The sequence below is a fragment of the Stenotrophomonas sp. YJH_SMC_17 genome (genome assembly GCF_059371655.1).
In genome coordinates this window covers 173,094-196,628 of the sequence record NZ_JCAFUU010000003.1, presented here as the reverse complement: position 1 = coordinate 196,628, position 23,535 = coordinate 173,094, and the positions used below count along the sequence as shown (strand labels likewise).

Genomic DNA, 23,535 nt, shown 5'->3' with positions numbered 1-23,535 from the left:
TCCAGCTGAATGTAGGGCAACACCGGCGCTACGGGAACCACCGGCGCCTCACCCGGTCTTAGCGCCCGTCCCATCCGTCATGCAGGAAACGTGATGTGGCACAGGTATGCTTTGCGCATTGTCCCGGGGTCCCGCCCGGTCCAGCCCTCTCGGAGTCCTCGTAATGTCACGTGTTTGGAAGATCGTGCTGCTGGTCGTGGCGGTACTGGTGCTGGCCGTGGTCGGCCTGCGCGTCATCGGCGGGGGCAAGGACAAGGCTGGGAAACCCGCTGCGGGCGCGCGCCAGGGCGGCGAAGACCCGGATGCCGGCCCGGTGCCGGTCACCGTGGTGGATGCCACGCGCCAGGACGTGCCGGTGTATGCCAGCGCGCTGGGTACGGTGACGGCAATGAACACCGTCACCGTCAGCCCGCAGGTCGGCGGCCAGCTGATGAGCCTGAATTTCCGCGAAGGCCAGGAAGTGAAGCAGGGCGATGTACTGGCGGTGATCGACCCGCGCACGGCCCAGGCCAGCTATGACCAGGCCGCTGCTGCCAAGCGCCAGAACGAAGCCCTGCTGGCCACTGCGCGCTCCAACTACCAGCGCTCGAACGCACCGGAGTATCGCCAGTACGTCGCCAAGACCGATCTGGATACACAGCGAAACCAAGTGGCACAGTACGAAAGCGCGGTCGCAGCGAACGAGGCCAGCATGCGCTCGGCACAGGTGCAGTTGCAGTACACCAAGGTCACCGCACCGATCTCCGGCATCGCCGGCATCCGCGCGGTCGATGCTGGCAACGTCGTCAACGCCGGTACCGCGCTGGTCACGCTCACCCAGATCCATCCGATCCACGTGCTGTTCAACCTGCCCGAGCGCCAGCTGGGTGACGTGCGCCAGGCGCAGGCCGCCGGCCCGGTACCGGTGGCGGCGCTCGACCGCGCCGATTCGCACGTGCTGTCCGGTGATGGAAAGCTGGACGTGGTTGACAACCTGATCAGTGCCGACAGCGGCACGTTCAAGGCGCGTGCCCTGTTCGACAACACCGACAACGGCCTGTGGCCGGGCCAGTTCGTCAACGTGCGCATGCAGCTGCGTACCATCGCCGGCGGCGTGGTCATCCCCACTCAGGCGGTGCTGCGTGGTCCGGATGGCGAGTACGTCTACGTCGTCCAGGGCGACAACACGGTGAAGATGCAGACCGTGCGCAGCGGCGTGGAAGTGGGCGACAGCCAGGTGCAGATCGCCGAAGGCCTGAAGGGCGGCGAGCGGGTGGTCAGTGAAGGCCAGTTCCGCCTGAAGCCAGGCAGCAAGGTCACCGCACTGAAGCCGGGCGAGACCCCGGCCGCACCGACCGAGGCCGAACTGAAAGCGGCCGAGCAGAAGAACGCGGGCGGCGGTGGCCGTCGCGGTGGTGGCCCGCGCTGAGCGCAGGCCACTGATCTCCCTCGCGCCGGCGACCCTGCCGGCGCCGACATTGAAGTGCCAGCAAGGATCAGTCCGTGGGCTTTTCGACGATCTTCATCCGCCGCCCGATCGCCACCTCGCTGTTGATGGCGGGCCTGTTGCTGCTGGGCATCCTCGGTTACCGCAAGCTGCCGGTGTCGGCGCTGCCGGAAATCGATGCGCCCAGCCTGGTGGTCACCACCCAGTACCCCGGCGCCAACGCCACCACCATGGCCTCGCTGGTCACCACCCCGCTGGAGCGCCAGTTCGGGCAGATTTCCGGGCTGGAACTGATGACGTCGGACTCGTCGGCCGGGTTGTCGACGATCATCCTGCAGTTCTCGATGGACCGCGACATCGACATCGCGGCGCAGGACGTGCAGGCGGCGATCCGCCAGGCCACCCTGCCCTCGTCGCTGCCCTACCAGCCGGTCTACAACCGGGTGAACCCGGCCGACGCGGCCATCGTCACGCTGAAACTGACCTCCGACACGCGCCCGCTGCGCGACGTCAACAACTACGCCGACTCGATCCTGGCCCAGCGACTGTCGCAGGTGCAGGGCGTGGGCCTGGTCTCGATTGCCGGCAACGTGCGCCCGGCCGTGCGCATCCAGGTCAATCCGGCGCAGCTGTCGAACATGGGCCTGACCCTGGAGCAGCTGCGCAGCGCGCTGACCCAGGCCAACGTCAATGCGCCGAAAGGCTCGTTGAACGGCAAGACCCAGTCCTACAGCATCGGCACCAACGACCAGCTGGCCAGCGCCGCCGAGTACCGCGACACCATCATCAGCTACAAGAACGGCCGCCCGGTGCGGTTGTCGGACGTGGCCGAGGTGGTCGATGGCGTGGAGAACGACCAGCTGGCCGCCTGGGCCGATGGCAAGCCGGCGGTGCTGCTGGAAGTGCGCCGCCAGCCCGGCGCCAACATCGTGCAGACCGTCGAGCGCATCCGCGCGATCCTGCCGCAGCTGCAGGGCGTGCTGCCGGCCGACGTGCACCTGGAGATCTTCAACGACCGCACCGAGACCATCCGTGCCTCGGTGCATGAAGTGCAGTTCACCCTGATCCTCACCATCGGCCTGGTGGTGGCGGTGATCTTCGTGTTCCTGCGCCGGCTGTGGGCGACGATCATCCCATCGGTGGCAGTACCGCTGTCGCTGGCCGGCACGTTCGCGGTGATGGCCTTCGCCGGCATGTCGCTGGACAACCTGTCGTTGATGGCGCTGGTGGTGGCCACCGGCTTCGTGGTGGACGACGCGATCGTGATGATCGAGAACATAGTGCGTTACATCGAGCAGGGCAAGAGTGGCAAGGAAGCGGCCGAGATCGGCGCACGCCAGATCGGCTTCACCGTGCTGTCGCTGACAGTCTCGCTGGTGGCGGTGTTCCTGCCGCTGTTGCTGATGCCTGGCGTCACCGGTCGCCTGTTCCACGAATTCGCGTGGGTGCTGAGCATCGCGGTGGTGCTGTCGATGCTGATCTCGCTGACGCTCACCCCGATGATGTGCGCCTACCTGCTCAAGCCCGACGCCCTGCCCGAGGGCGAGGACGCGCACGAACGCGCGGCCGCCGCCGGCAAGCAGAACCTGTGGACGCGCACCGTGGGCCTGTACGAACGCAGCCTGGACTGGGTGCTGGGCCACCAGCGCCTGACCCTGGCCGTAGCGGGCGGTGCGCTGGTGCTGACCGTGCTGCTTTACGTACTGATTCCCAAGGGTCTGCTGCCCGAACAGGACACCGGCCTGATCACCGGCGTGGTGCAGGCCGACCAGAACATCGCCTTCCCACAGATGGAACAGCGCACCAGGCAGGTGGCCGAAGCACTGCGCCATGATCCGGACGTGACCGGCGTTTCGGCCTTCATCGGCGCCGGCAGCATGAACCCCACGCTCAACCAGGGCCAGCTGTCGATCGTGCTGAAGGAACGCAGCCAGCGCGATGGCCTCGACGAGATCCTGCCGCGCCTGCAGAAGGCGGTGGCCGGCATTCCGGGCGTGGCGCTGTACCTGAAGCCGGTGCAGGACGTGACCCTGGATACCCGCGTGGCTGCCACCGAGTACCAGTACTCGCTGTCGGACGTGGATTCGGCGACGGTGGCGACCCAGGCCACGCGCCTGACCGAAGCGCTGCGCAAGCGTCCGGAACTGGCCGACGTCGACAACAACCTGTCCAACCAGGGCCGCGCGCTTGAACTGAACATCGACCGCGACAAGGCCAGCGTGCTGGGCGTGCCGATGCAGACCATCGACGACACGCTCTACGATGCGTTCGGCCAGCGCCAGATCTCGACCATCTTCACCGAACTCAACCAGTACCGCGTGGTGCTGGAAGTTGCGCCGGAGTTCCGCACCAGTACCGCACTGATGGAACAGCTGGCCGTCGCCTCCAACGGCGCCGGTGCGCTGACCGGCACCAATGCCACCAGCTTCGGCCAGGTCACCTCGTCCAACTCGTCCACCGCCACCGGCATCGGTGCGCAGAACACCGGCATCACCGTCGGCGCCGGCAACATCATCCCGTTGTCTGCGCTGGCCGAAGGCAAGGTGAGCAGTGCGCCGCTGGTGGTCAGCCACCAGCAGCAGCTGCCGGCGGTGACCGTCTCGTTCAACGTGGCACCGGGCTATTCGCTGTCCGAAGCGGTACGGGCGATCCAGGAGACCAAGGACAGCCTGGACATGCCCACCCACCTGCATGCCGAGTTCATCGGCAAGGCCGCCGAGTTCACCGGCAGCCAGACCGATGTGGTGTGGCTGCTGCTGGCCTCGCTGGTGGTGATCTACATCGTGCTGGGCGTGCTGTACGAGAGCTACATCCACCCGATCACGATCATCTCGACCCTGCCGCCGGCCGGTGTCGGTGCGCTGCTGGCGCTGATGCTGTGCGGGCTGAGCCTGTCGGTGGATGGCATCGTCGGCATCGTGCTGCTGATCGGCATCGTCAAGAAGAACGGCATCATGATGGTGGACTTCGCCATCGAGGCGCGCCGCGCCGGTGCCAACGCGCATGAAGCGATCCGCCGTGCCTGCCTGCTGCGCTTCCGCCCGATCATGATGACCACTGCTGCGGCCATGCTCGGCGCGCTGCCGCTGGCGCTGGGCACCGGCATCGGCTCGGAACTGCGCCGCCCGCTGGGCATCGCCATCGTCGGCGGCCTGCTGTTGTCGCAGCTGGTCACGCTGTACACCACGCCGGTGATCTACCTGTACATGGAGCGCTTCTCCGAATGGCTGGCCCGCCGCCGCGAACAGCGCGCGCTGCGCAACGGTTCGCTGCAGGAGCCGCAGGCATGATCCACGCCCCGCTGCTGCGGGGGGCCGCACGATGAACCTGTCCGGCCCCTTCATCCGCCGCCCGATCGGCACCGCGCTGCTGGCCATCGGCCTGTTCATGGTCGGACTGATCTGCTACCTGCGGCTGGGCGTGTCGGCGCTGCCGAACATCGAGATCCCGGTGATCTTCGTGCACGCCAGCCAGTCCGGCGCCGATGCGGCGACCATGGCCTCCACGGTCACCGCGCCGCTGGAACGCCACCTCGGCCAGCTGCCGGGCATCGACCGCATGCGCTCGTCGAGCTCGGAAGGCAGCTCGCTGGTGTTCATGATCTTCCAGAGCGGCCACAACATCGATTCGGCCGCGCTGGACGTGCAGACCGCGATCAACTCGGCGCAGGCCGACCTGCCTTCGGGCATGGGCTCGCCGATGTACCAGAAGGCGAATCCGAACGACGACCCGGTCATCGCCATCGCGCTGACCTCGCAGACGCAGTCGGCCGACGAGCTGTACAACGTGGCCGACTCACTGCTGGCGCAGCGCATCCGCCAGATCAGCGGCGTCGCCTCGGTCGACATCGCCGGTGCGTCGACGCCGGCGGTACGCGTGGACGTCAACCTGCGCCTGATGAACGCGCTCGGCTTGACCGCCGACGACCTGCGCAACGCCGTGCGCGCGGCCAACGTGACCTCGCCCACCGGCTTCCTCAGCGATGGCAATACCACCACCGCGATCATCGCCAACGACTCGGTGGCGCGCGCCGCCGACTTCGCCGACCTGGTGGTCAAGACCCAGGGTGACGGCCGGGTGATCCGCCTGAAGGACATCGCCAACGTCTACGACGGCCAGCAGGACGCCTACCAGGCGGCGTGGTTCGACCACAAGCCGGCGGTGGTGATGTACGTGTTCACCCGTGCCGGCGCCAACATCGTGGAGACCGTGGACCGGGTCAAGGCGCAGATCCCGACCCTGCGCGACTACCTGCAGCCCGGCACCACGATGACGCCGTACTTCGACCGTACGCCGACCATCCGCTCGTCGCTGCATGAGGTGCAGATCACTCTGCTGATCAGCCTGGCGATGGTGGTGCTGACCATGGCGCTGTTCCTGCGCCGGCTGGCACCGACGCTGATCGCCGCGGTGACCGTGCCGCTGTCGCTGGCCGGTGCCGCGCTGGTGATGTACGTGATGGGCTTCACGCTGAACAACCTGAGCCTGCTGGCGCTGGTGATCGCGATTGGTTTTGTGGTCGACGATGCGATCGTGGTGATCGAGAACATCATGCGCCACCTCGACGAGGGCATGCCGCGCATGCAGGCGGCACTGACCGGTGCGCGCGAGATCGGCTTCACCATCGTCTCGATCACCGCCTCGCTGGTGGCGGTGTTCATCCCGCTGCTGTTCGCCAGCGGCATGATGGGCGCGTTCTTCCGCGAATTCACCGTCACCCTGGTGGCGGCGATCGTGGTGTCGATGATCGTCTCGCTGACGCTGACACCGGCGCTGTGCAGCCGCTTCCTCAGCGCCCATGACCACACCGCGCCGCCGTCGCGCTTCGGCCGCTGGCTCGATGCCGGCCACGAACGCATGCTGCGCGTCTACACGGTGTTCCTCGACTTCTCGCTGCGCCACGCGCTGCTGATGTCGCTGACCCCGCTGATCCTGATCGGCGTGACCGTGTTCCTGTTCGGCGCGGTGAAGAAGGGCGCATTCCCGCCGCAGGACACCGGGCTGATCTGGGGCCGCGCCAACTCCAGCGCCACCGTGTCCTTCGAAGACATGGTCGCCCGCCAGCGTCGCATCACCGACATGCTGATGGCCGATCCGGCGGTGAAGACCGTGGGCGTGCGCCTGGGCAGTGGCCGCCAGGGCTCCAGCGCACAGTTCAACATCGAGCTGAAGTCGCGCAGCGACGGCCGTCGCGAAACCACCGCGCATGCGCTGGCACGGTTGAGCGCCAAGGCCGATCGTTACCCGGACCTGCAGCTGCGCCTGCGTGCGATCCAGGACCTGCCCAGCAACGATGGCGGCGGTTCCAGCCAGGGCGCGCAGTACCGCATCTCGCTGCAGGGCAACGATCTGGCCGCACTGCAGGAATGGCTGCCCAAGCTGCAGGCGGAACTGAAGAAGAACCCGAAGCTGCGCGACGTCGGCACCGACGTGGACAACGCCGGCCTGCGGCAGAACATCCAGATCGATCGCGCCAAGGCCGCGCGGCTGGGCATCACCGTCGGCGCCATCGACGGCGCGCTGTACGGTGCGTTCGGCCAGCGCCAGATTTCCACCATCTACTCGGATATCAACCAGTACAGCGTGGTGGTCAACGCCCTGCCCTCGCAGACCGCCACCCCGGCGGCGCTGAACGAGGTGTACGTGCGTGCACGCAACGGCGACATGGTGCCGATCACCGCGGTGGCGACCCAGGTGCCCGGCCTGGCGCCGTCGCAGATCACCCATGAAAACCAGTACACGACGATGGACCTGAGCTACAACCTGGCTCCCAACGTGAGCATGGGTGAGGCCAAGGCGATCATCGATGCCACCGTGGCCGGCATGCGCATGCCCGGTGACATCCGCCTGGCCGACGATGCGGGCTTCGGCTTCAACTCCGACCCCAGCGACATGCTGATCCTGGTGCTGGCGGCGATCCTGACTGTCTACCTGGTGCTGGGCATGCTCTACGAGAGCCTGATCCACCCGGTCACCATCCTGTCCACGCTGCCGGCGGCGGGTGTGGGCGCGCTGCTGGCCCTGTTCGGCACCAACACCGAGCTGTCGGTGATCTCGATGATCGCGCTTGTGCTGTTGATCGGCATCGTCAAGAAGAACGCGATCATGATGATCGACTTCGCGCTGGTGGCGCAGCGCGAGCACGGGCTGGCGCCGCGCGATGCTGCCCGTGAGGCCAGCATCGTGCGCTTCCGCCCGATCATGATGACCACGATGGTGGCGATCCTGGCAGCGGTGCCGCTGGCGATCGGCCTCGGCGAAGGCTCCGAGCTGCGGCGCCCGCTGGGCATCGCGATGATCGGTGGCCTGCTGTTCTCGCAGAGCCTGACGCTGCTCAGCACGCCGGCGCTGTACGTGATCTTCTCCTGCCTGGCCGAACGCTGGCGGGCACGTCGCGCACGCAAGCGCGAAGCAAAGCTGCTAAAGCGCGCGCAGCGGGCGTAGAAGGGCCCATCCGCGCATGGCGCGGATCGACTGAAACGGTAGCGCCGGGCCATGCCCGGCGGATGCGGATGGTGGGTGCGGACCGACGGTCCGCACTCCATATTTCACGCGCGCCCCGCAATAATGGAGCTCGACCCTTCCACCGAGCCTGCATGTCCGCCTGTCAATCCCGCCTCAGCCGCCTGTGGGCCCACGAGAAGGCCAGTTATGGCCTGCGGGTGTTCATCGCCCTGACGGCGGCGCTTGCCGTGTGCTGGCATCTGGACGCGCTCACGGCGCTGCCCGGCGTGTTCCTCGGCATCATCGCCAGTGCCATCGCCGAAACCGACGACAACTGGTGGGGCCGGACCAAGGCCGTGGCGCTGTCGCTGCTGTGTTTCTGCATTGCCGCGGCGTCGGTGATCTGGCTGTTCCCGTGGCCATGGATCTTCATCGGCGCGCTGGCGCTGTCCACCTTCGGCCTGACCCTGCTGGGCGCGCTCGGCGAGCGCTATGCCTCCATCGCCCAGGCCACGGTCACGCTGGCGATCTACACCATGATCGGCCTGGAGCAGCATGGTGCAAGTGACCTGCGCACTGCGCTGGACGCGGTCAGCCACCTGCTGGCCGGCGCGATCTGGTACGGCCTGCTGTCGATCCTGTGGACGGCGCTGTTCGCCAACCGGCCAGTGCGCGAGCGCGTGGCGCGCCTGTATCAGGAACTCGGGCGCTACCTGCAACTGAAGGCTGCCCTGTTCGAGCCGGTGCGCGAGGCCGACCTGCAACGCCGCCAGCTCGATCTGGCCGAGCAGAACCGGCGCGTGGTCGGCGCGTTGAACGAGGCCAAGACGGCGATCCTGGCCCGCTTCGGCCGTTCCGGCCGGCCCGGCGTGAATTCCGGCCTGTACCTGCGCCTGTATTACATGGCGCAGGATTTCCACGAGCGCGCCAGCTCCTCGCACTACCCGTATGGCGCCCTGGTCGACGCCTTCTTCCACAGTGACGTGCTGTACCGCTGCCAGCGCCTGCTCGACCTGCAGGGCCAGGCCTGCGCGCGGCTGGGCGAGGCGATCCGCCTGCGCCGTCCGTTCGTGTATGGCGAAAGCAACCAGCAGGCCGGCCGCGACCTGGGCGATGCGCTGGCCTACCTGCGCGACCAGCAGCGCCCGCAGTGGCAACGCCTGCTCGGCTCGCTGGACCTGCTGGTGCACAACCTGCGCAGCATCGAACGCCGCCTGCTGGACGCCGAGCGTTCCGAGGCCAGCCTGGACAACGTCGATACCCGCCTGCGCGACAGCAACCCGCACACCCTGCGCGAAATGGGCGTGCGCCTGCGCCAGCAGCTCACGCCCGGCTCGGTGCTGTTCCGCCACGGCCTGCGCATGGCCTTGGCGCTCATCGCCGGTTTCGCGGCAATCCGCCTGTTCAATGCGCAGAACGGTTCATGGGTGCTGCTGACCATCGTGTTCGTGTGCCGGCCCAACTTCGGTGCCACCCGCCAGCGCCTGGCACAGCGCATCGTCGGCACCGTGGCCGGCCTCGTGCTCACCTGGGCGCTGCTGCAGCTGTTCCCGCAGCTGCACGTGCAGCTGCTGATCGCGCTGCTGTCGGCACTGCTGTTCTTCTTCACCCGCACCGACCGCTACCTCGTGGCGTCGGCAGCGATCACCGTGATGGCCCTGACCTGCTTCAACCTGATCGGCGATGGCTTCGTGCTGATCGTGCCGCGCATGGTCGATACGTTGCTGGGCTGTGCGATCGCCGCCGCCGCCGCGTTCCTGATCCTGCCCGACTGGCAGGGCCGCCAGCTGCACCTCGTGCTGGCGCGCGTGCTGGACACCGCGGCGCGCTACCTCGATTCGGTGCTGGGCCAGTACCGCAGCGGCATGCGTGATGACCTGGCCTATCGCATCGCCCGCCGCGACATGCACAACGCTGACGCCGCGCTGTCCACCGCACTGTCGAACATGCTGCGCGAACCCGGCCATGTCCGCCGCAACCTGGATGCAGGCTTCCACTTCCTGGCCCTGTCCAACACCCTGCTGGGCCATCTCTCGGCATTGGGTGCGCACCGCGACCAGGTGGACAGCTACGCCGGTGATCCGCTGGCATTGGCGGCCGGTGATCGCGTGCGCAAGGCGCTTCAGCAGCTGGCCACGGCCCTGGCCGCACGCCAGCCGGTCGCGGAAGATGACAACGACGCCGATCGCGCGGTGGCCGCCGAGCTGGAACAGATCGATGAAGCGATGCCGCCGAAGCTGCAGCTGATCCGCACGCAGATGGCGCTTGTGCTGCGGTTGCTGCCGAAGGTGCGGGCGGCGGCGAATGAGGCGGTGCGTACGCTCACGTGACAGCGTGCCGCCGGGCATGGCCCGGTGCATCGTGTGCAACAGCGCGTTGCGCCTGGCGCTGCAGCTTGATCACGCAGCCGCGAGGATACTGGGTGATCCGCTGCTCACGGATTCCCCCATGAAGATCGATCTTGCCGGCCGCACCGCGCTGGTCACCGCTTCCACCGCCGGCATCGGGCTGGCCATCGCCGAGGGCCTTGCCGCAGCAGGCGCGCGGGTCATTCTCAATGGCCGCAGCACCGGCAGCGTCGAACGCGCCCGCCAACGCCTGCTCGCCGCCGTTCCGGGTGCCGAGGTGACCGGCGTCGCCGCCGACCTCTCCGATGCCGCCGGCGTCGATACCCTGCTGGCCGGCCTGCCCAAGGTCGACATCCTCGTCAGTAACGCCGGCATCTTCGGTCCCGAGGACTTCTTCGAGACCGAAGACGCCACCTGGGAGCGCTACTGGCAGACCAACGTGATGTCCGGCGTGCGCCTGTCGCGTGCGCTGCTGCCGGCGATGGTGGCGGCCGGTTGGGGCCGTGTGTTGTTCATCTCCTCCGAATCGGCACGCAACATCCCGGCCGACATGATCCATTACGGGGTCAGCAAGACCGCGCAGCTGTCGCTGTCGCGCGGCCTGGCCAAGCGCGTGGCCGGCAGTGGTGTCACCGTCAATGCGGTGCTGCCCGGCCCGACCCTGTCCGATGGCTTCGCGGCAATGTTCGAAGATGAACGCCAGCGCAGCGGCAAGCCGCTGGAGCAGATCGGCCGCGAGTTCGTAATGGCACACCGGCCGTCTTCGGTGATCCAGCGCACCGCCACGGTCGAGGAAGTGGCCAACATGGTGGTGTACCTGTCGTCGCCGCAGGCCTCGGCGACCTCCGGCGCGGCACTCCGCGTGGATGGCGGCGTGGTCGACGACATCGTCTGAGTCCGCCGGCAGGTGTGCGGACCAACGGTCCGCACCCACAGGTCCGCGCTCACAGCGGATAGGCAGGAATGCTAGGCTGCGCCGGTCAAGGAGGCTCCATGTCCGGTCACAACCAGTTCGCCCTGCTGCGCCAGCGCCGTTTCCTGCCGTTCTTCGTGGTCCAGGCGCTGGGTGCGTTCAACGACAACGTGTACCGGCAGGCGATCATCAGCATGCTGCTGTTCATGGCCGTGCCGGAGGAAGAACTCGGGCTGTACGCTACGCTGGCGCCGGCCATCTTCATCCTGCCGTACTTCCTGTTCTCGGCCCTGGCTGGGCAGATCGCCGACAAACTGGAGAAATCGCGGCTGATCGTGATCACCACCACCATGGAGATCGTGATCATGTCGCTGGCGGCCACCGGCTTCCTCACCCAGAGCCTGCCGGTGCTGCTGGTTGCCCTGTTCTGCACCGGCATGCAATCGACACTGTTCGGCCCGGTGAAGTATTCGGTGCTGCCGTCGGTGCTCAAGCCCGAAGAACTGACCGGTGGCAACGGCCTGGTCGAGATGGGCACCTCGATGTCGATCCTCTCCGGCATGATCGTCGGCGGCCTGGTGTTCACCGTCGCGGGCAGCCACGGCACCGTGGTGGCAGCGTGCGCGATCATCGCGCTGGCCATCTGCGGCAACATCGCCGCGCGGCTGATTCCCAAGGTCGATGCCGGCGACCCGGAGCTGAAGATCAACTGGAACCCGCTGCCCGAATCACTGGCAGTGCTGCGCATGGCGCGCCAACAGAAGGCCGTGCGCAACTCGATCCTGGGCGTGTCCTGGTTCTGGTTCGTCGGCACCGTGCTGACCTCGCAGCTGCCGGCCTACGCCGTAACCAACCTCGGCGGCGAGCCGATCCTGTACATCTTCGCCCTCGCCCTGTTCTCGGTCGGTACCGGGGTCGGTTCGCTGCTGTGCGAAAAGCTGTCCGCACGCACGGTGGAGATCGGGCTGGTGCCGCTGGGCGCGTTCGGCATGACCGCCTTCCTGCTCGACCTGTACTTCGCCCGCAGCGGCGAGGCGACCGCGCACGGGCTGACCGTCGGCACCTTCCTGCAACAGCCCGGCAGCCTCCGCATCGTCATCGACCTGATCGGCATCGGCCTGTTCACCGGCATCTTCGTGGTGCCGCTGTTCGCGCTGATCCAGAGCCGTACGCCCAAAGCGCAGATGTCGCGCGTGTTCGCGGCGCTGAACATCCAGAATTCCGGCTTCATCGTGGCTGCCGCACTGCTGTCGCTGGCCGCGCACAAGCTGCTGCACTGGAGCATTCCGCAGCAGTTCCTGGCACTGGCCATCGCCAATGCGCTGGTGGCGATCTACATCTTCACCATCGTCCCCGAATTCCTGATGCGCTTCCTCAGCTGGGTGATGGTGCGCACGCTGTACCGGCTGCGCCCGCACGGCATCGAAGCCAACGTGCCCGACGAAGGCGCCGCGCTGCTGGTCTGCAACCATGTCAGCTACATGGACGCACTGATCCTGTCGGCGACGATCCCGCGCCCGGTGCGCTTCGTCATGTATTACAGGATCTTCAATATTCCGGTGATGCGCTGGATCTTCCGCACCGCCAAGGCGATCCCGATTGCCGGTGCTCGCGAGGACCTGGCGCTGATGCAGCGCGCGTTCGATGAGATCGATGCCGCGCTGGCCGAAGGCGAGCTGGTCTGCATCTTCCCGGAAGGCGCGCTGACCAGGGATGGCGCGATGACACCGTTCAAGTCAGGCGTCGAAAAGATCCTGGAACGGCGCCCGGTGCCGGTGGTGCCGATGGCGCTGCGCGGCATGTGGTCGAGCATGTGGAGCCGGCGCGACAGCCGCCTGGGCCGGATGCGCGTGCCGCGCCGTTTCCGTGCCACCGTCGAGGTGGTGGCGGCACCGGCCGTGGACGGACACTCGGCCAACGCCCCGTCGCTGGAAGCCCAGGTCCGGGCCCTGCGTGGCGATCACGCCTGACGGGACCGGCCCACGAGGCGGTTCCGGCAACCTCTCCGCATACGCCACCGTCAAGTGGAGAACACGTCATGTCGTGCATGTAAACGCATACATGCAACGCGGGTTGCGGTAGATTACGCACCCACAGGGGGGAGGTTCGGCCGATGCATCACGGCCGGCCACCATGGAATGGAGTCTTGCTTTGAATCAACCACCACCGCTCAGCCGTCCGGTCTACATCCCCAACCATCTGGTCTGGGCGATCCTGACGACGCTGTTCTGCTGCCTGCCGCTGGGCGTGGTGTCGATCGTCTATGCCTCCCAGGTCGATGGCCGCCGCGCGGCCGGCGACCTGCCGGGAGCCTACAGCGCGTCGCGCAAGGCGGGCTGGTGGGCAGTGGCTTCGGCCGTGGCCCTGCCGGTCCTGTTGCTGTTGTGGTTCGGGCTGTTCGGCGGCTTGGCCGTACTGGGCGCTCTTTCCGACCAATGATTCACCACCACCACCCATCAAGGAGCTTGAACCCATGAATACCGCTACTCCGCAGGTCCCGAACAATCTGGTCTGGGCCATCCTGACCACCCTGTTCTGCTGCCTGCCGGCCGGCATCGTGTCGATCGTCTACGCCGCGCAGGTCAACGGCAAGCTGGCTGCTGGCGACATCGCCGGCGCCCAGGACTCCGCCGCCAAGGCCAAGAAGTGGGCCATCTGGTCGGCCATCGCCTGGGCCGTGGTGGTCGTGCTGTACGTGCTGTTCTTCGTTGTGCTCGGCGGCATGGGCGCGATGAGCAACAGCGGCTACTGATACGCCTGGACGGATCCGGCGCCTGCGCCGGATCCGTTGTTGCATGTCCGCGCTTCCCACCCGTTCCCGACTCGCCCGCTGGGCGCCGCTGCTGGTTTCCGCCGGCCTGGCCGTGGGTGCCACGGTGGTGCTGCGCAACGTCAACCCGTATATCGCCGGCAATCCGTTGCCGAGCTGCCCGCTGTACGCGCTGACCGGCCTGTACTGCCCGGGCTGTGGCAGCACGCGCTGCCTGTATTCCCTGGTCCACTTCGACCTGCCAGGTGCGATGGCGATGAACCCGCTGCTGGTCATCAGCCTGCCGTTCCTGTTGTTGATGCTGCTGAACATCGCCGGCATCCGTCCACGCGTGCTCGACCCACTGATGCGGGTACTGGCCAATCCCACGTTCTGGCTCTGGGTGCTGCCCGGGTATGCGCTGCTGCGCAACCTGCCGTGGGCACCGTTTACCGCGCTGGCACCGATCTAGGATTCCAGCCAACGGCGCAGCCCCTCGTGGTGGGCGGCGTTTGAAGGCAGAAGCCTTGGGGTTGGCCGGGCCGGATGGGGTTGCGGGGGACGCCGTGAATCCGTCCGTGGAGGCTTGGCCGCGGCATCCATGCCGCGGACACCCCCGCAACCCCATCCCGCCCGGCCACGGACAGTTTCCGTGTGCGTCCACCACGGAACAGAAAAAGAAGATCAAAAGCGAAAGCGGATCGCTTCGCTCCGCATCCACGCACGGCGTGGATCTACCGTGTCGACCAAGGTCGACACCTACCGGCAATCGCAGTTGACCCACCGTCACCGGGAAACTGTCGGGGGTGGGGCGGTGTGGGGCTGCAGGACCGTTGGCGCCATGGATGGCGCCATCGAGCCCCCAAGGATGGGTTTACGGCGTGTCCTGCAGCCCCACACCGCCCCGCCCAACCCTAAGCAATCCAGAGCCGCTGTTGCTGTTGCTGTTGCTGTTGCTTCTGCAGGTGCAGGGCTGCAAGCCCTGCCAAGACACCTACCTCACCCAGCCTGCAATCACCAGCAGGGCGAGAATCGCCAGCCACAGCAGCAGCATCCGCCACACCAGGCTCATCGCATCGCGCAGGTCCGGCAGCCGCTGCCACACCGGCAACAGCCCCGCCTCGGTGTAATCGTGCGCGTCCTCGCGCAGTTCGGCGTTGACGCTGGCCCGCGCCACCGCGCCCAGGAACCCGATGTTGCCCGCCAGACGCTCGCCGTGCGCCTGGCGCCAGGCCTTCCACGCCGTATCGAAATTGCCGACCAGCGCCATCGAGAACGCCATCAGCTGCGCCACCGGCCACTCAACCCAACCGAGCAGGCGCTGCGCCAGCGCCAACGGCTCCACCGGCACACGGGCACGCATCGGGCTTTCCGCCATCAGCGCCAGCAGCCGGTAACCGAGCGCACCGGCCGGGCCCAGCAACAGGAACCAGAACAACACCGCGAACCAGCGCCGCAGTGCGTTGAGCACCGTCGCCTCGACCAGCGACGGAATGTCCGCGCGCAGGCTGCCGCCGGCCGACTGCAGGTTGCGCACTGCAGCCTGCCGCGTCGCTGCATCGTCGGCATCGATGATGGCCTCGATATCTCGGTCCAGGTCACGCGGGCCCCAGCACCAGGCCAGCACCGCCACGCCCAGCAACAGCGACGGCAGGCCAAACAGCACGCCGCGCAGCAACCACGCCAGCAGCGCCATCAACAGCAGCGGCGGCAGCAATGCCAGGGCCACGCCTGCCGGGCCTTGCCAGACCTTGCCCCCGCGCGCGTCCAGCCAGCCCAACCAGCGCCGGAAGCCGTCGAAACGGCGCAGCGAGGCAGCAGCGGCCGGAGCGACATGGCCCAGGGCCAGTGCAACCAGCACGGCGGCCAGAGTGGTGAACATGGCGGGTCTCCCTACGAAACAGATCGCTCGGCGTCGCTACCTTACCTGTCGCAGCGCCCCCCTCAGCGGTGAACCGGACTGTAACCCGGGCCGTGTTCAGGTGGCGGCAATACAGGCGCCATGGCCACCCCGGCTCAGCCCTTCTGCTGCCGGTACCAGTGTTCGATCAGGCTGCGCGAAATCGAGATCGGCGGTGACAGGCGGATGCCCTGGCCGTCGTCCTCCACATCACGCGCCAGCGCTGCCCCCACCTCTTCGGCACTGAACCAGCGTGCATCTTCCAGTTCGCCATCCACGGTCGGCAGGTCGTCCTGCGCCTGTGCACGGAAGCCGACCATCAGCGCACCGGGGAACGGCCATGGCTGCGAACCGAGGTACTGGCAGGCGGTCACCCGCACCTTGCTCTCTTCGTGGACTTCCCGCACCACGGTCTGCTCGAAGGTCTCGCCCGGCTCGACAAACCCGGCCAGCACCGAATAGCGGCGCGGTGCCCAGTTCGACTGGCGGCCGAGCAGCAGCCGGCCCTGGTTCTCCACCGCCACGATCACCGCCGGGTCCACGCGCGGATAGTGTTCGGTGGAGCACTGCGCACAACGGCCCACGAAGCCACCCCGGGCGAAGGCCACCGCGCCCCCACACACGCCGCAGAAGCGGGTGCGGGAGTGCCAGTAGGACATGCCACGGGCGTAGCTGAAGGCGGTCGCGTCGGCCATCGTCCAGAGCAGCGCGGCCTGGCGCAGGTCGAGGCGGCGGGATGCGGTGACGGTGACGTTGGTGGCTTCGACCGAGAACCACGCCTGCTCCCCGCGCAGGCCAAGGAAGATCGCGGCACCCGGGCCACCACCGATGTCGGCGCCGGTCAGCGCCAGCGGCTGATCGTCATCGCCGGTGAAGGCGCTGCCGTCCTGATCGAGCACGAGAATGCGCGCGCCCGGCCACAGGCGCGCCAGTGCATCGGCATCTTCGCGCAGGGCATCGGCGCGCTCCAGCGGTTCGCCGACGAAGGCGAAACCGGAAAGCGGCGAAGGAGTATTGGGCATCCGGCAAGCGTGCCGCCAATCGATGCGGGTGGCAAGCCGCAGGCTTTGCGGAAACTGTCTGTGGGTGTGGAGCCTGCTCCACACACCTTGTAGCGCGGGACGCAGGCCCTGCGCCCTGCCTACATGCTGAAGCTGCTGCCGCAGCCGCAGGTGGTCTTGGCGTTCGGGTTGCGGATCACGAACTGCGCACCGGTCAGACTCTCGGTGTAGTCCACCTCGGCGCCCATCAGGTACTGCAGGCTCAGCGGGTCGACCAGCAGGGTCACCCCGCTGGTCTGTACCGCCAGGTCGTCCTCGGCACGGTTCTCGTCGAACTCGAACCCGTACTGGAAGCCCGAACAGCCGCCGCCTTCGATGTACACACGCAGGGCCAGGTCGGGGTTGCCCTCTTCCTGGATCAGGGATTTGACCTTGGCGGCCGCCGACTCGGTGAAGTTCAGCGGGCGCTCCAGCGACTGGTAATCGGGCGCGGCGGCCGGGGTGGCGCCGGGCAGGGAGACTAGCGTGCTCATGCCGTCAGCATGGGGGCGCCGACGATGGCTTTCAAGCCATCGCCTCGGCCAGCTTGCGGCGCGCGGCGGTGTCGCCCTTGCCGGCATTGGCCTCATCGCCGTCCGGGGCTGGCAGTGCTGCCATCGGGGCGCTGGCGTGGATCAGGCGACCGTTCAGCTGGGCGCCCGCATTCATTTCCACCACCTGGTAATGGACGTTGCCGTTGACCCGCGCGCTCGGGGTCAGCTCGACCTTCTCGGTGGCATGCACGTCGCCGTCCAGGCGGCCACTGATGACCACCACCTGGGCGCGGATCTCGCCCTCGATCACGCCATGCTCGGCGACCGTCAGGGTCGCGCCACTGGCACCTTCGGCGGCGATCACCTTGCCGTGGATGCGGCCTTCCACATACAGCCCACCACTGAATTCCACATCGCCGCGGATCACCACCTGGTTGCCGATCAAGGCATCCACCACCAGCTGGCCGTCACGGTTGGATTTGCTGCTTCCGAACATCTGCCTACTCCCCTTTGGCGGCCGGCGCACCGGCCTGTTTCCAGTCGAATACCTGGGTGGTACCCCCCGTACCACTCCCCAATGTCACCCGCACGCGTTGCGGGGTGAAGTCAGCCGGCAGCATCACGCTGCCGGTGAGCTGCTGGAAGTACCGGAACGAGTAATCCTGTCCCGGCACCTTGCTGCGCTGGTGCAGATCATCCCAGCTGATCGTCGCCAGCTTGCCGTTCTTCACGCCTTCCACGGTGAAACGCATCTGCCCCTGGCTGATGGCACCGCGGTTGAGGTTCTGGGTCAGCACTGCGGTGTACTGCCAGGTGCCGGCCGCTTCCGGGCTGAACTCGATCGAATGGGTGTTCAGGCCCTTGCGCTGGCTGGTTGAACCGACCAGGCGCTCGTAGAAGGCCACGTCGGCGCGCAGGCCGGCAATTTCCTCGTCGCGCTCGGCCAGCGAGGACTGCACCTCGGTATTGGCGGCGCGGCTGATGCGATCGGAAGCTTCCAGCGTGGCCTGCTTCTGGCGCAGTTCGGTCAGCTGCGCCTGCAGCGTCTCGGCACGCTTCTCGGCGGCCTGCAGGCGCTGGCCCTGGGCATCGCGCGGGGTGGCCATCCAGCAGCCACCGAGCACCGCCAGCACCAGGCTGAGCAGCCAGATGCCGCCGATCACCAGCAGGCGGCGGCGGTCGGCCGGCGGTTGTGGCGCGCCCGGCAGGCGGACCTGCACGCGCATGGGAGGACGGTTGGTCATGGGTGGATTCCGGGGCATCGCGAGGGCGACACCGGTACGGCCCCTGTGGCAAACGACGGGCTAGTGTATGACAGGACGGGCAGGTTTCCTGCGCACTGGCCGGCCACGGTCTGTGGCGTTCAGGCACGCCATCGCCGATAGTGTGGCCCCCTGCACAGTTCCGTCGCCGGAGCACCGCCATGACCGAAGCCCACCTGTTCGTGATCGGCATCCTGCTGGCCTGGCTGGCCGGCATCCGCGTCTACCTCACCGTATTCGGTGTCGGTCTGGCCGGCCTGCTCGGCTGGGTCGACCTGCCCCCCGCCCTGCAGGCCACCGAATCGTGGTGGGTGCTGGGTACGTCTGCGGCACTGGCGGTGACCGAATTCTTCGCCGACAAGATCCCCGGCGTGGACTCGGCCTGGGATCTGGTGCAGACCCTGGCACGCGTGCCTGCAGGTGCTTTCCTCGCCGCGGCCACACTGTCGCCGGATGGCCAGCTCGGCACCGGTGCACTCGCCGCCGGTGCGGGTGTTGCGCTGGCCAGCCATGGCTTGAAAGCCGGCACCCGTGCCCTGCTCAACACGTCGCCGGAACCGGCCAGCAACTGGGTGGCCTCCGCCGCCGAAGACACCGTGGTGATCGGTGGCCTGGCCCTGGCCCTGGCACACCCGTGGATCGCACTGATCGTGGTGCTGGCCTGCAGCCTGGCCGGCGCATTGCTGGTGTGGCTGGTCTGGCGCGCCCTGTGGAAAGGCGTGCGCTGGCTGGCACGCACGGCGTCGCCCGACAGTCCACGCCAGCCCGGCACCGGTTGATCGCCGGGCTTGTCGCATAATGGACGCGAACACCAGGAGCACCGATGGCCGCAAACGAATCCCCCGCGGGCGCCCGCCCGGGACGCGCTGAAACCCCTCCGGCCGATCATTGGCAACGCTGGAGCCCCAGCGTGGCGGACCCGTCCACGGCAGCACCGGTGGCAGCCGCGCCGCTGGCCGCCATCGATGCCCCCGCAGGAATCGGCAGCGCACCGCCGCCGGTGCCCGGCCCTTCCGTGCTGGCCGAGACCGGCAGCAATGATCCGGCACCGGCGCCGTCCGATTCGCCGTACCGCGTGCTGATCGTCGAGGATGATCGCGCCCAGGCGCTGTTCGCGCAGAGCGTGCTGCACGGCGCCGGCATGCAGGCGATCGTGCACAGCGATGCCGATGCTGCCTTGCAGGCCATCAGGGAACACCGCCCCGACCTGATCCTGATGGACCTGCACCTGCCCGGCCTGGATGGCATGCGCCTGACCGCGCTGATCCGCCAGCAGCCCGGCCTGCAGCTGCTGCCGATCGTGTTCCTCAGCGGCGACCCGGACCCGGAGCGCCAGTTCGAGGTGCTCGACAGTGGCGCCGACGATTACCTGAGCAAGCCGATCCGGCCACGCCACCTGATTGCCGCCGTGGCCAACCGCATCCGCCGCGCGCGCGCGCAGGCCGCAACCCTGCCCGGCGTTTCCAGCACCCCGGCCACCAGCAATCCGGAAACCGGGCTACCGACACGGCATCACGTGCTGCAGCAGCTCAACGCCGCGCTCGCCCACCGCGACCAGGGCGGCGTGCTGTTCGTCGAGATCTCCAGCGCACTGGGCCTGCGCGAGCGCTACGGCTATGCCGCCTTCGAGCGCCTGATGGTGCAGGCCGGGCAGCGCCTGGCCGAAGCCGGCCATCCGCACCTGCTGGCACGCCTGAACGACAACAGTTTCCTGCTGCTGGCGCGCGATGCCGACGAGGACAGCCTGGAAGGCATCGCGGCGGCCCTGCGCGAGCAGCTGTCCTCGCGCGCCTTCGTGATCCGCGATGATGAATCGGTGCACCTGCGCGGCGTGGTCGGCTACGCGCCGCTGTCGTCCGGCTTCGACGATGCCAACAGCGCCCTGGAAGCGGTGGAGCGCACCACCCTGCAGGCACGCCTGCTGAGTGCCGGCGTGGCCGGCCACGTACACCGTGACGTGGTCAGCGAGCAGGAACACCTCGCGCTGCTGGAAGGCCAGCTGGAACTGGCCTACCAGCCGATCGTCGCCGTCGCCGGCGGCAACACCGCGCAGTACCAGCTGCTGCTGCGCCTTCGCCAGGCCGACGGCACCCTGCTGGCGGCCGGCCAGGTGATTCCGGCCGCGGAAGCCGCCGGGCGCATTGCCGATCTCGACCAGCAGGTCATGGACCACGCATTGGGCCTGCTGGACCTGTACCGGCACGCGACACAGCCGCTGAACCTGTTCGTCTCGCAGTCGCTGCGCACGCTGCAGCGCGATGCCTTCGCCGACTGGCTGCTGGAATCACTGCAGCAGCGCGACCTGCCCGGCAGCGCGCTGGTGATCGACGTGCGCCTGCCCGACGCACTGATCCACGCCGTGCCGCTGCAGCAGTTCTGCCAGCGCATGGCAGGGGCCGGTGTGCGCTTCTGCCTGAGCCAGTTCGAGCCCGGTGGCGAAGCCGATGCCCTGCTGACCCAGCTGCCGTTGTCATTCGTACGCATGGCCGCGCGCTTCTCCAGCAGCCATTCCAATCCGGCCACGCGCGAGGAGCTGCGCCGGGCGATTGAACGGGCACATGCGGCTGGTCAGCAGATCATCGGCCAGCAGATCGAAGATCCGCAGGCCGCCGCCGCGATGTGGGTGGGCGGTGTCGACTACATCCAGGGCAACATGGTGCAGTCGGCCGGCAGCGACCTGAACTTCGACTTCCACAACGCGGTGCTCTGACGTGCCGCTGTGGGTCGTGCTGCTGGCGGCCCTTGCCGCAGCCGCCATCGCGTTGCTGCTGATGGGCCTGCGCCTGCGCGCAGGCAACCGTGCACTGGCCCTGCTGCAGCGTGAGTGCAGCGCGTTGGCCAGCGAACGGGACCAGCTGCGCCACACCACGGAGCGTCAGGGGCAGCTGGAACAGCAGCTGCTGCAGGCCAAGCAGGCCGCCGAGGCAGCAGTGCTGGCCAAGGGCGAGTTCCTGGCCACGATGAGCCACGAGATCCGCACGCCGCTCAACGGCATCCTGCCGATGCTGGAACTGATCGCGCGCGGCCCGCTGGGCGAGGACCAGCGGCAGATGCTGGCCACTGCCTCGGCCAGCTCGCAGCAGCTGCTGCGCATCGTCGATGACATCCTCGACTACTCGCGGCTGGAAGCGCAGGCACTGGAACTGGAGATCACCAGCTTCAACCTGCGCGATCTGCTTGATGGCGTGGTGCAGCTGATGCAGCGTGCCGCCGACGCCAAGGGCCTGTCGCTGGGACTGCAGCTGGACCCGTCGGTACGCCTGCCGGTGCGTGGCGACCCGGTACGACTGCGCCAGGTGCTGAGCAACCTGCTGGCCAACGCGATCAAGTTCACCGCGCGCGGCCAGGTGCAGCTGCGCGTGCAGCGCCTGGGCGAAGGTGCGGCACAGCACCAGCTGCGCTTCGAGGTCATCGACACCGGCATCGGCATCGACGAAGCACTGCAGGCGCGCCTGTTCCAGTCCTTCAGCCAGGCCGATGCCTCCACCACCCGCATCTACGGTGGCACCGGCCTGGGGCTGGCGATCTGCAAGCGCATCATCGACCTGATGCACGGGCGCATCGGCGTGCAGTCCACGCCTGGCCAGGGCGCCACGTTCTGGTTCGAGATCCCCTTGTTGAAGGTGCCCGGCGACCTGCCGGCCATGGCGCGCACGCCGGCCTCGCTGCTGCTGTTCAGCAGCGATGCGATCCTGCAGGCACGCATCGAGCGCATCGCGGCCCATCATGGGCTGCTGGTGCACGCCATGGCGCAGTTCGACGCCGTGGTCGAGCGCCTGCGCGCGACGCCACGGCCAGGCCAGCCGGCACCGGCCTGGCTGCTGGTCGATGCACGTGCGCGCCGCGTCGGTGAAGCGACCTTGCAACAGGCGTTGGCCGAGCGTGGCGAGGATGACGCGCTGCAGGTGCTGTGGCTGCAGGACGATGCACCTCCAGCGCGCCCGCGCCAGCGGCAGCTGCCCGCGCATTTCGACGATGCTGCGCTGCACGCACTGCTGGCGGCACCGGTCGCGCATGCACGCCCTGCCGCGCTGCTGGCCAATGCCGAACCGGGGCAGCCGACGCCCCTGCCGCCGCCGTTGCACCTGCGGGTGCTGCTGGTGGAGGACAACACGGTCAACCGCATGGTGGCCGAGCAGCTGCTGCGCGTGTTCCAGTGCGAGGTCCGCAACGCCGCCGATGGCGAGCAGGCATTGGTCGCCCTTCGCGAAGGGGGCGTGGATGTCGTGCTGATGGACTGCCAGATGCCGGTGCTGGACGGCTATGCCGCTACCCGCCGCTGGCGCGCCGAGGAAGTGGAGAACCGGCGGCCACGCCTGCCGATCATCGCGATGACCGCCAATGCCATGGCCGGTGACCGCGAGCGCTGCCTGCAGGCCGGCATGGACGACTACCTGTCCAAGCCGATCGCACGTGCCACCCTGCATGCGCTGCTGCAGCGCTGGGGGGGCGGGAAAGCTGCATCACCCGGGCAACCGTCTCTAGAGCCGACTCTAGAGCCGAGCCATGCTCGGCTGACAGCCAACTACAGTCACACTCCATCCGCCGAGCATGGCTCGGCGCTACAGACCCCGGAGAAGCAGGTGGCGCTACCACCGCAACCGGTGCTGGACCGCGACGTGCTGGACGAACTGCATGCGGTGATCGGCGAGGCCGTCATCCAGATCATCACGGTGTTCCTGGACGACGCGCCGGCGCTGGTGCAGCAGCTGCAGCAGGCAGCACAGGCTGGCGACGCTGAGCGCCTGCAGTCGGTCGCACACAGCCTGAAATCTTCCAGCGCGAACGTGGGGGCGTTGTCGTTGTCGGCGGTGGCGCGGCGCATCGAACTCGAAGCCCGCAGCGGCCACCTGCCGCGCCCCGCAGTGGCGGTGGCGCTGCTGGTGGCCGAATTCGCCCGCGCGCGCGTGGCGCTGACGGGCTACCTGGCACAGCATCGCGCCGGCCAGGTGGACTGAA

At 67.9% G+C, this 23,535-nt stretch carries 17 protein-coding genes; 12 read left to right on the top strand and 5 right to left on the bottom strand.

Translation table 11 applies throughout. From position 1 onward, the window contains the following. The first annotated feature begins 163 nt into the window (after positions 1-163). The 9 genes from AC5P8Z_RS10605 (at position 164) to AC5P8Z_RS10565 (ending at position 14,352) form a co-directional block, all read left to right on the top strand. The gene (locus tag AC5P8Z_RS10605) at positions 164-1,408 is read left to right on the top strand and encodes an efflux RND transporter periplasmic adaptor subunit (RefSeq protein ID WP_286070158.1); all 1,245 of its coding nucleotides are present in this window, start codon (positions 164-166) and stop codon (positions 1,406-1,408) included. A 74-nt stretch (positions 1,409-1,482) separates the two neighbouring features. Further along, a complete protein-coding gene (locus AC5P8Z_RS10600; RefSeq protein ID WP_286070160.1) occupies positions 1,483-4,716 on the top strand; it encodes an efflux RND transporter permease subunit in 3,234 nt (1,077 codons plus the stop codon). 31 nt (positions 4,717-4,747) lie between these two features. Next, positions 4,748-7,870: an efflux RND transporter permease subunit gene (locus tag AC5P8Z_RS10595; protein WP_295567252.1), complete on the top strand. Its 3,123-nt coding sequence runs from the start codon at positions 4,748-4,750 to the stop codon at positions 7,868-7,870. A gap of 152 nt (positions 7,871-8,022) precedes the next feature. After that, positions 8,023-10,200 (top strand): YccS family putative transporter, encoded by a 2,178-nt coding sequence (gene yccS / locus AC5P8Z_RS10590; protein WP_495229006.1) that lies wholly within the window; start codon positions 8,023-8,025, stop codon positions 10,198-10,200. 118 nt (positions 10,201-10,318) lie between these two features. Next, the gene (locus AC5P8Z_RS10585; RefSeq protein WP_286070164.1) at positions 10,319-11,113 is read left to right on the top strand and encodes an SDR family NAD(P)-dependent oxidoreductase; all 795 of its coding nucleotides are present in this window, start codon (positions 10,319-10,321) and stop codon (positions 11,111-11,113) included. A gap of 98 nt (positions 11,114-11,211) precedes the next feature. Further along, positions 11,212-13,101, top strand: coding sequence for an MFS transporter (locus tag AC5P8Z_RS10580; RefSeq protein ID WP_495229005.1), 1,890 nt, complete (start codon positions 11,212-11,214; stop codon positions 13,099-13,101). Positions 13,102-13,282: 181 nt separating this feature from the next. After that, entirely contained in the window at positions 13,283-13,570 is a 288-nt protein-coding gene (locus AC5P8Z_RS10575) for a CD225/dispanin family protein (protein WP_005419784.1), read from the top strand. A 34-nt stretch (positions 13,571-13,604) separates the two neighbouring features. Continuing rightward, positions 13,605-13,883, top strand: coding sequence for a CD225/dispanin family protein (locus tag AC5P8Z_RS10570; protein ID WP_019661492.1), 279 nt, complete (start codon positions 13,605-13,607; stop codon positions 13,881-13,883). 43 nt (positions 13,884-13,926) lie between these two features. Further along, on the top strand, positions 13,927-14,352 hold the full coding sequence (locus AC5P8Z_RS10565; protein ID WP_286070169.1) for a DUF2752 domain-containing protein: 426 nt from the start codon (positions 13,927-13,929) through the stop codon (positions 14,350-14,352). A 522-nt stretch (positions 14,353-14,874) separates the two neighbouring features. Here the strand turns inward: AC5P8Z_RS10565 and ampE are convergent. The 5 genes from ampE to AC5P8Z_RS10540 all read right to left on the bottom strand — a co-directional run bounded on the left by ampE (position 14,875) and on the right by AC5P8Z_RS10540 (position 18,558). Continuing rightward, positions 14,875-15,762, bottom strand: a complete 888-nt coding sequence (ampE, locus tag AC5P8Z_RS10560) for a regulatory signaling modulator protein AmpE (protein ID WP_495229004.1) — start codon at positions 15,760-15,762, stop codon at positions 14,875-14,877. 134 nt (positions 15,763-15,896) lie between these two features. Beyond that, complete coding sequence (nudC, locus tag AC5P8Z_RS10555; RefSeq protein ID WP_286070172.1) at positions 15,897-16,802, bottom strand: NAD(+) diphosphatase; 906 nt, start codon at positions 16,800-16,802, stop codon at positions 15,897-15,899. Between the two features lie 119 nt (positions 16,803-16,921). Then, positions 16,922-17,314 (bottom strand): iron-sulfur cluster insertion protein ErpA, encoded by a 393-nt coding sequence (gene erpA, locus AC5P8Z_RS10550; protein ID WP_005411302.1) that lies wholly within the window; start codon positions 17,312-17,314, stop codon positions 16,922-16,924. 31 nt (positions 17,315-17,345) lie between these two features. After that, the gene (locus AC5P8Z_RS10545; protein ID WP_286070175.1) at positions 17,346-17,810 is read right to left on the bottom strand and encodes a bactofilin family protein; all 465 of its coding nucleotides are present in this window, start codon (positions 17,808-17,810) and stop codon (positions 17,346-17,348) included. A 4-nt stretch (positions 17,811-17,814) separates the two neighbouring features. After that, the gene (locus AC5P8Z_RS10540) at positions 17,815-18,558 is read right to left on the bottom strand and encodes a DUF6776 family protein (RefSeq protein WP_019336613.1); all 744 of its coding nucleotides are present in this window, start codon (positions 18,556-18,558) and stop codon (positions 17,815-17,817) included. Positions 18,559-18,737: 179 nt separating this feature from the next. Between AC5P8Z_RS10540 and AC5P8Z_RS10535 the strand changes: the two genes are divergently transcribed. From AC5P8Z_RS10535 to AC5P8Z_RS10525, 3 genes are read left to right on the top strand one after another with little or no spacing between them, the layout of a single operon-like run. Beyond that, a complete protein-coding gene (locus AC5P8Z_RS10535; RefSeq protein ID WP_106550932.1) occupies positions 18,738-19,355 on the top strand; it encodes a DUF4126 domain-containing protein in 618 nt (205 codons plus the stop codon). A gap of 44 nt (positions 19,356-19,399) precedes the next feature. Beyond that, the gene (locus tag AC5P8Z_RS10530) at positions 19,400-21,286 is read left to right on the top strand and encodes an EAL domain-containing protein (protein WP_295567266.1); all 1,887 of its coding nucleotides are present in this window, start codon (positions 19,400-19,402) and stop codon (positions 21,284-21,286) included. A gap of 1 nt (position 21,287) precedes the next feature. Then, complete coding sequence (locus AC5P8Z_RS10525; protein WP_295567268.1) at positions 21,288-23,534, top strand: hybrid sensor histidine kinase/response regulator; 2,247 nt, start codon at positions 21,288-21,290, stop codon at positions 23,532-23,534. Position 23,535: the final 1 nt, after the last annotated feature.

Coding starts and splice junctions, on each gene's coding strand:
- AC5P8Z_RS10540 (WP_019336613.1), bottom strand. CDS start 18,558: ATGACCAACCGTCCTCCCATGCGCGTGCAGGTCCGCCTGCCGGGCGCG.
- yccS (WP_495229006.1), top strand. CDS start 8,023: ATGTCCGCCTGTCAATCCCGCCTCAGCCGCCTGTGGGCCCACGAGAAG.
- AC5P8Z_RS10605 (WP_286070158.1), top strand. CDS start 164: ATGTCACGTGTTTGGAAGATCGTGCTGCTGGTCGTGGCGGTACTGGTG.
- ampE (WP_495229004.1), bottom strand. CDS start 15,762: ATGTTCACCACTCTGGCCGCCGTGCTGGTTGCACTGGCCCTGGGCCAT.
- erpA (WP_005411302.1), bottom strand. CDS start 17,314: ATGAGCACGCTAGTCTCCCTGCCCGGCGCCACCCCGGCCGCCGCGCCC.
- AC5P8Z_RS10545 (WP_286070175.1), bottom strand. CDS start 17,810: ATGTTCGGAAGCAGCAAATCCAACCGTGACGGCCAGCTGGTGGTGGAT.
- AC5P8Z_RS10570 (WP_019661492.1), top strand. CDS start 13,605: ATGAATACCGCTACTCCGCAGGTCCCGAACAATCTGGTCTGGGCCATC.
- AC5P8Z_RS10595 (WP_295567252.1), top strand. CDS start 4,748: ATGAACCTGTCCGGCCCCTTCATCCGCCGCCCGATCGGCACCGCGCTG.
- AC5P8Z_RS10535 (WP_106550932.1), top strand. CDS start 18,738: ATGACCGAAGCCCACCTGTTCGTGATCGGCATCCTGCTGGCCTGGCTG.
- AC5P8Z_RS10530 (WP_295567266.1), top strand. CDS start 19,400: ATGGCCGCAAACGAATCCCCCGCGGGCGCCCGCCCGGGACGCGCTGAA.
- AC5P8Z_RS10565 (WP_286070169.1), top strand. CDS start 13,927: ATGTCCGCGCTTCCCACCCGTTCCCGACTCGCCCGCTGGGCGCCGCTG.
- AC5P8Z_RS10580 (WP_495229005.1), top strand. CDS start 11,212: ATGTCCGGTCACAACCAGTTCGCCCTGCTGCGCCAGCGCCGTTTCCTG.
- nudC (WP_286070172.1), bottom strand. CDS start 16,802: ATGCCCAATACTCCTTCGCCGCTTTCCGGTTTCGCCTTCGTCGGCGAA.
- AC5P8Z_RS10585 (WP_286070164.1), top strand. CDS start 10,319: ATGAAGATCGATCTTGCCGGCCGCACCGCGCTGGTCACCGCTTCCACC.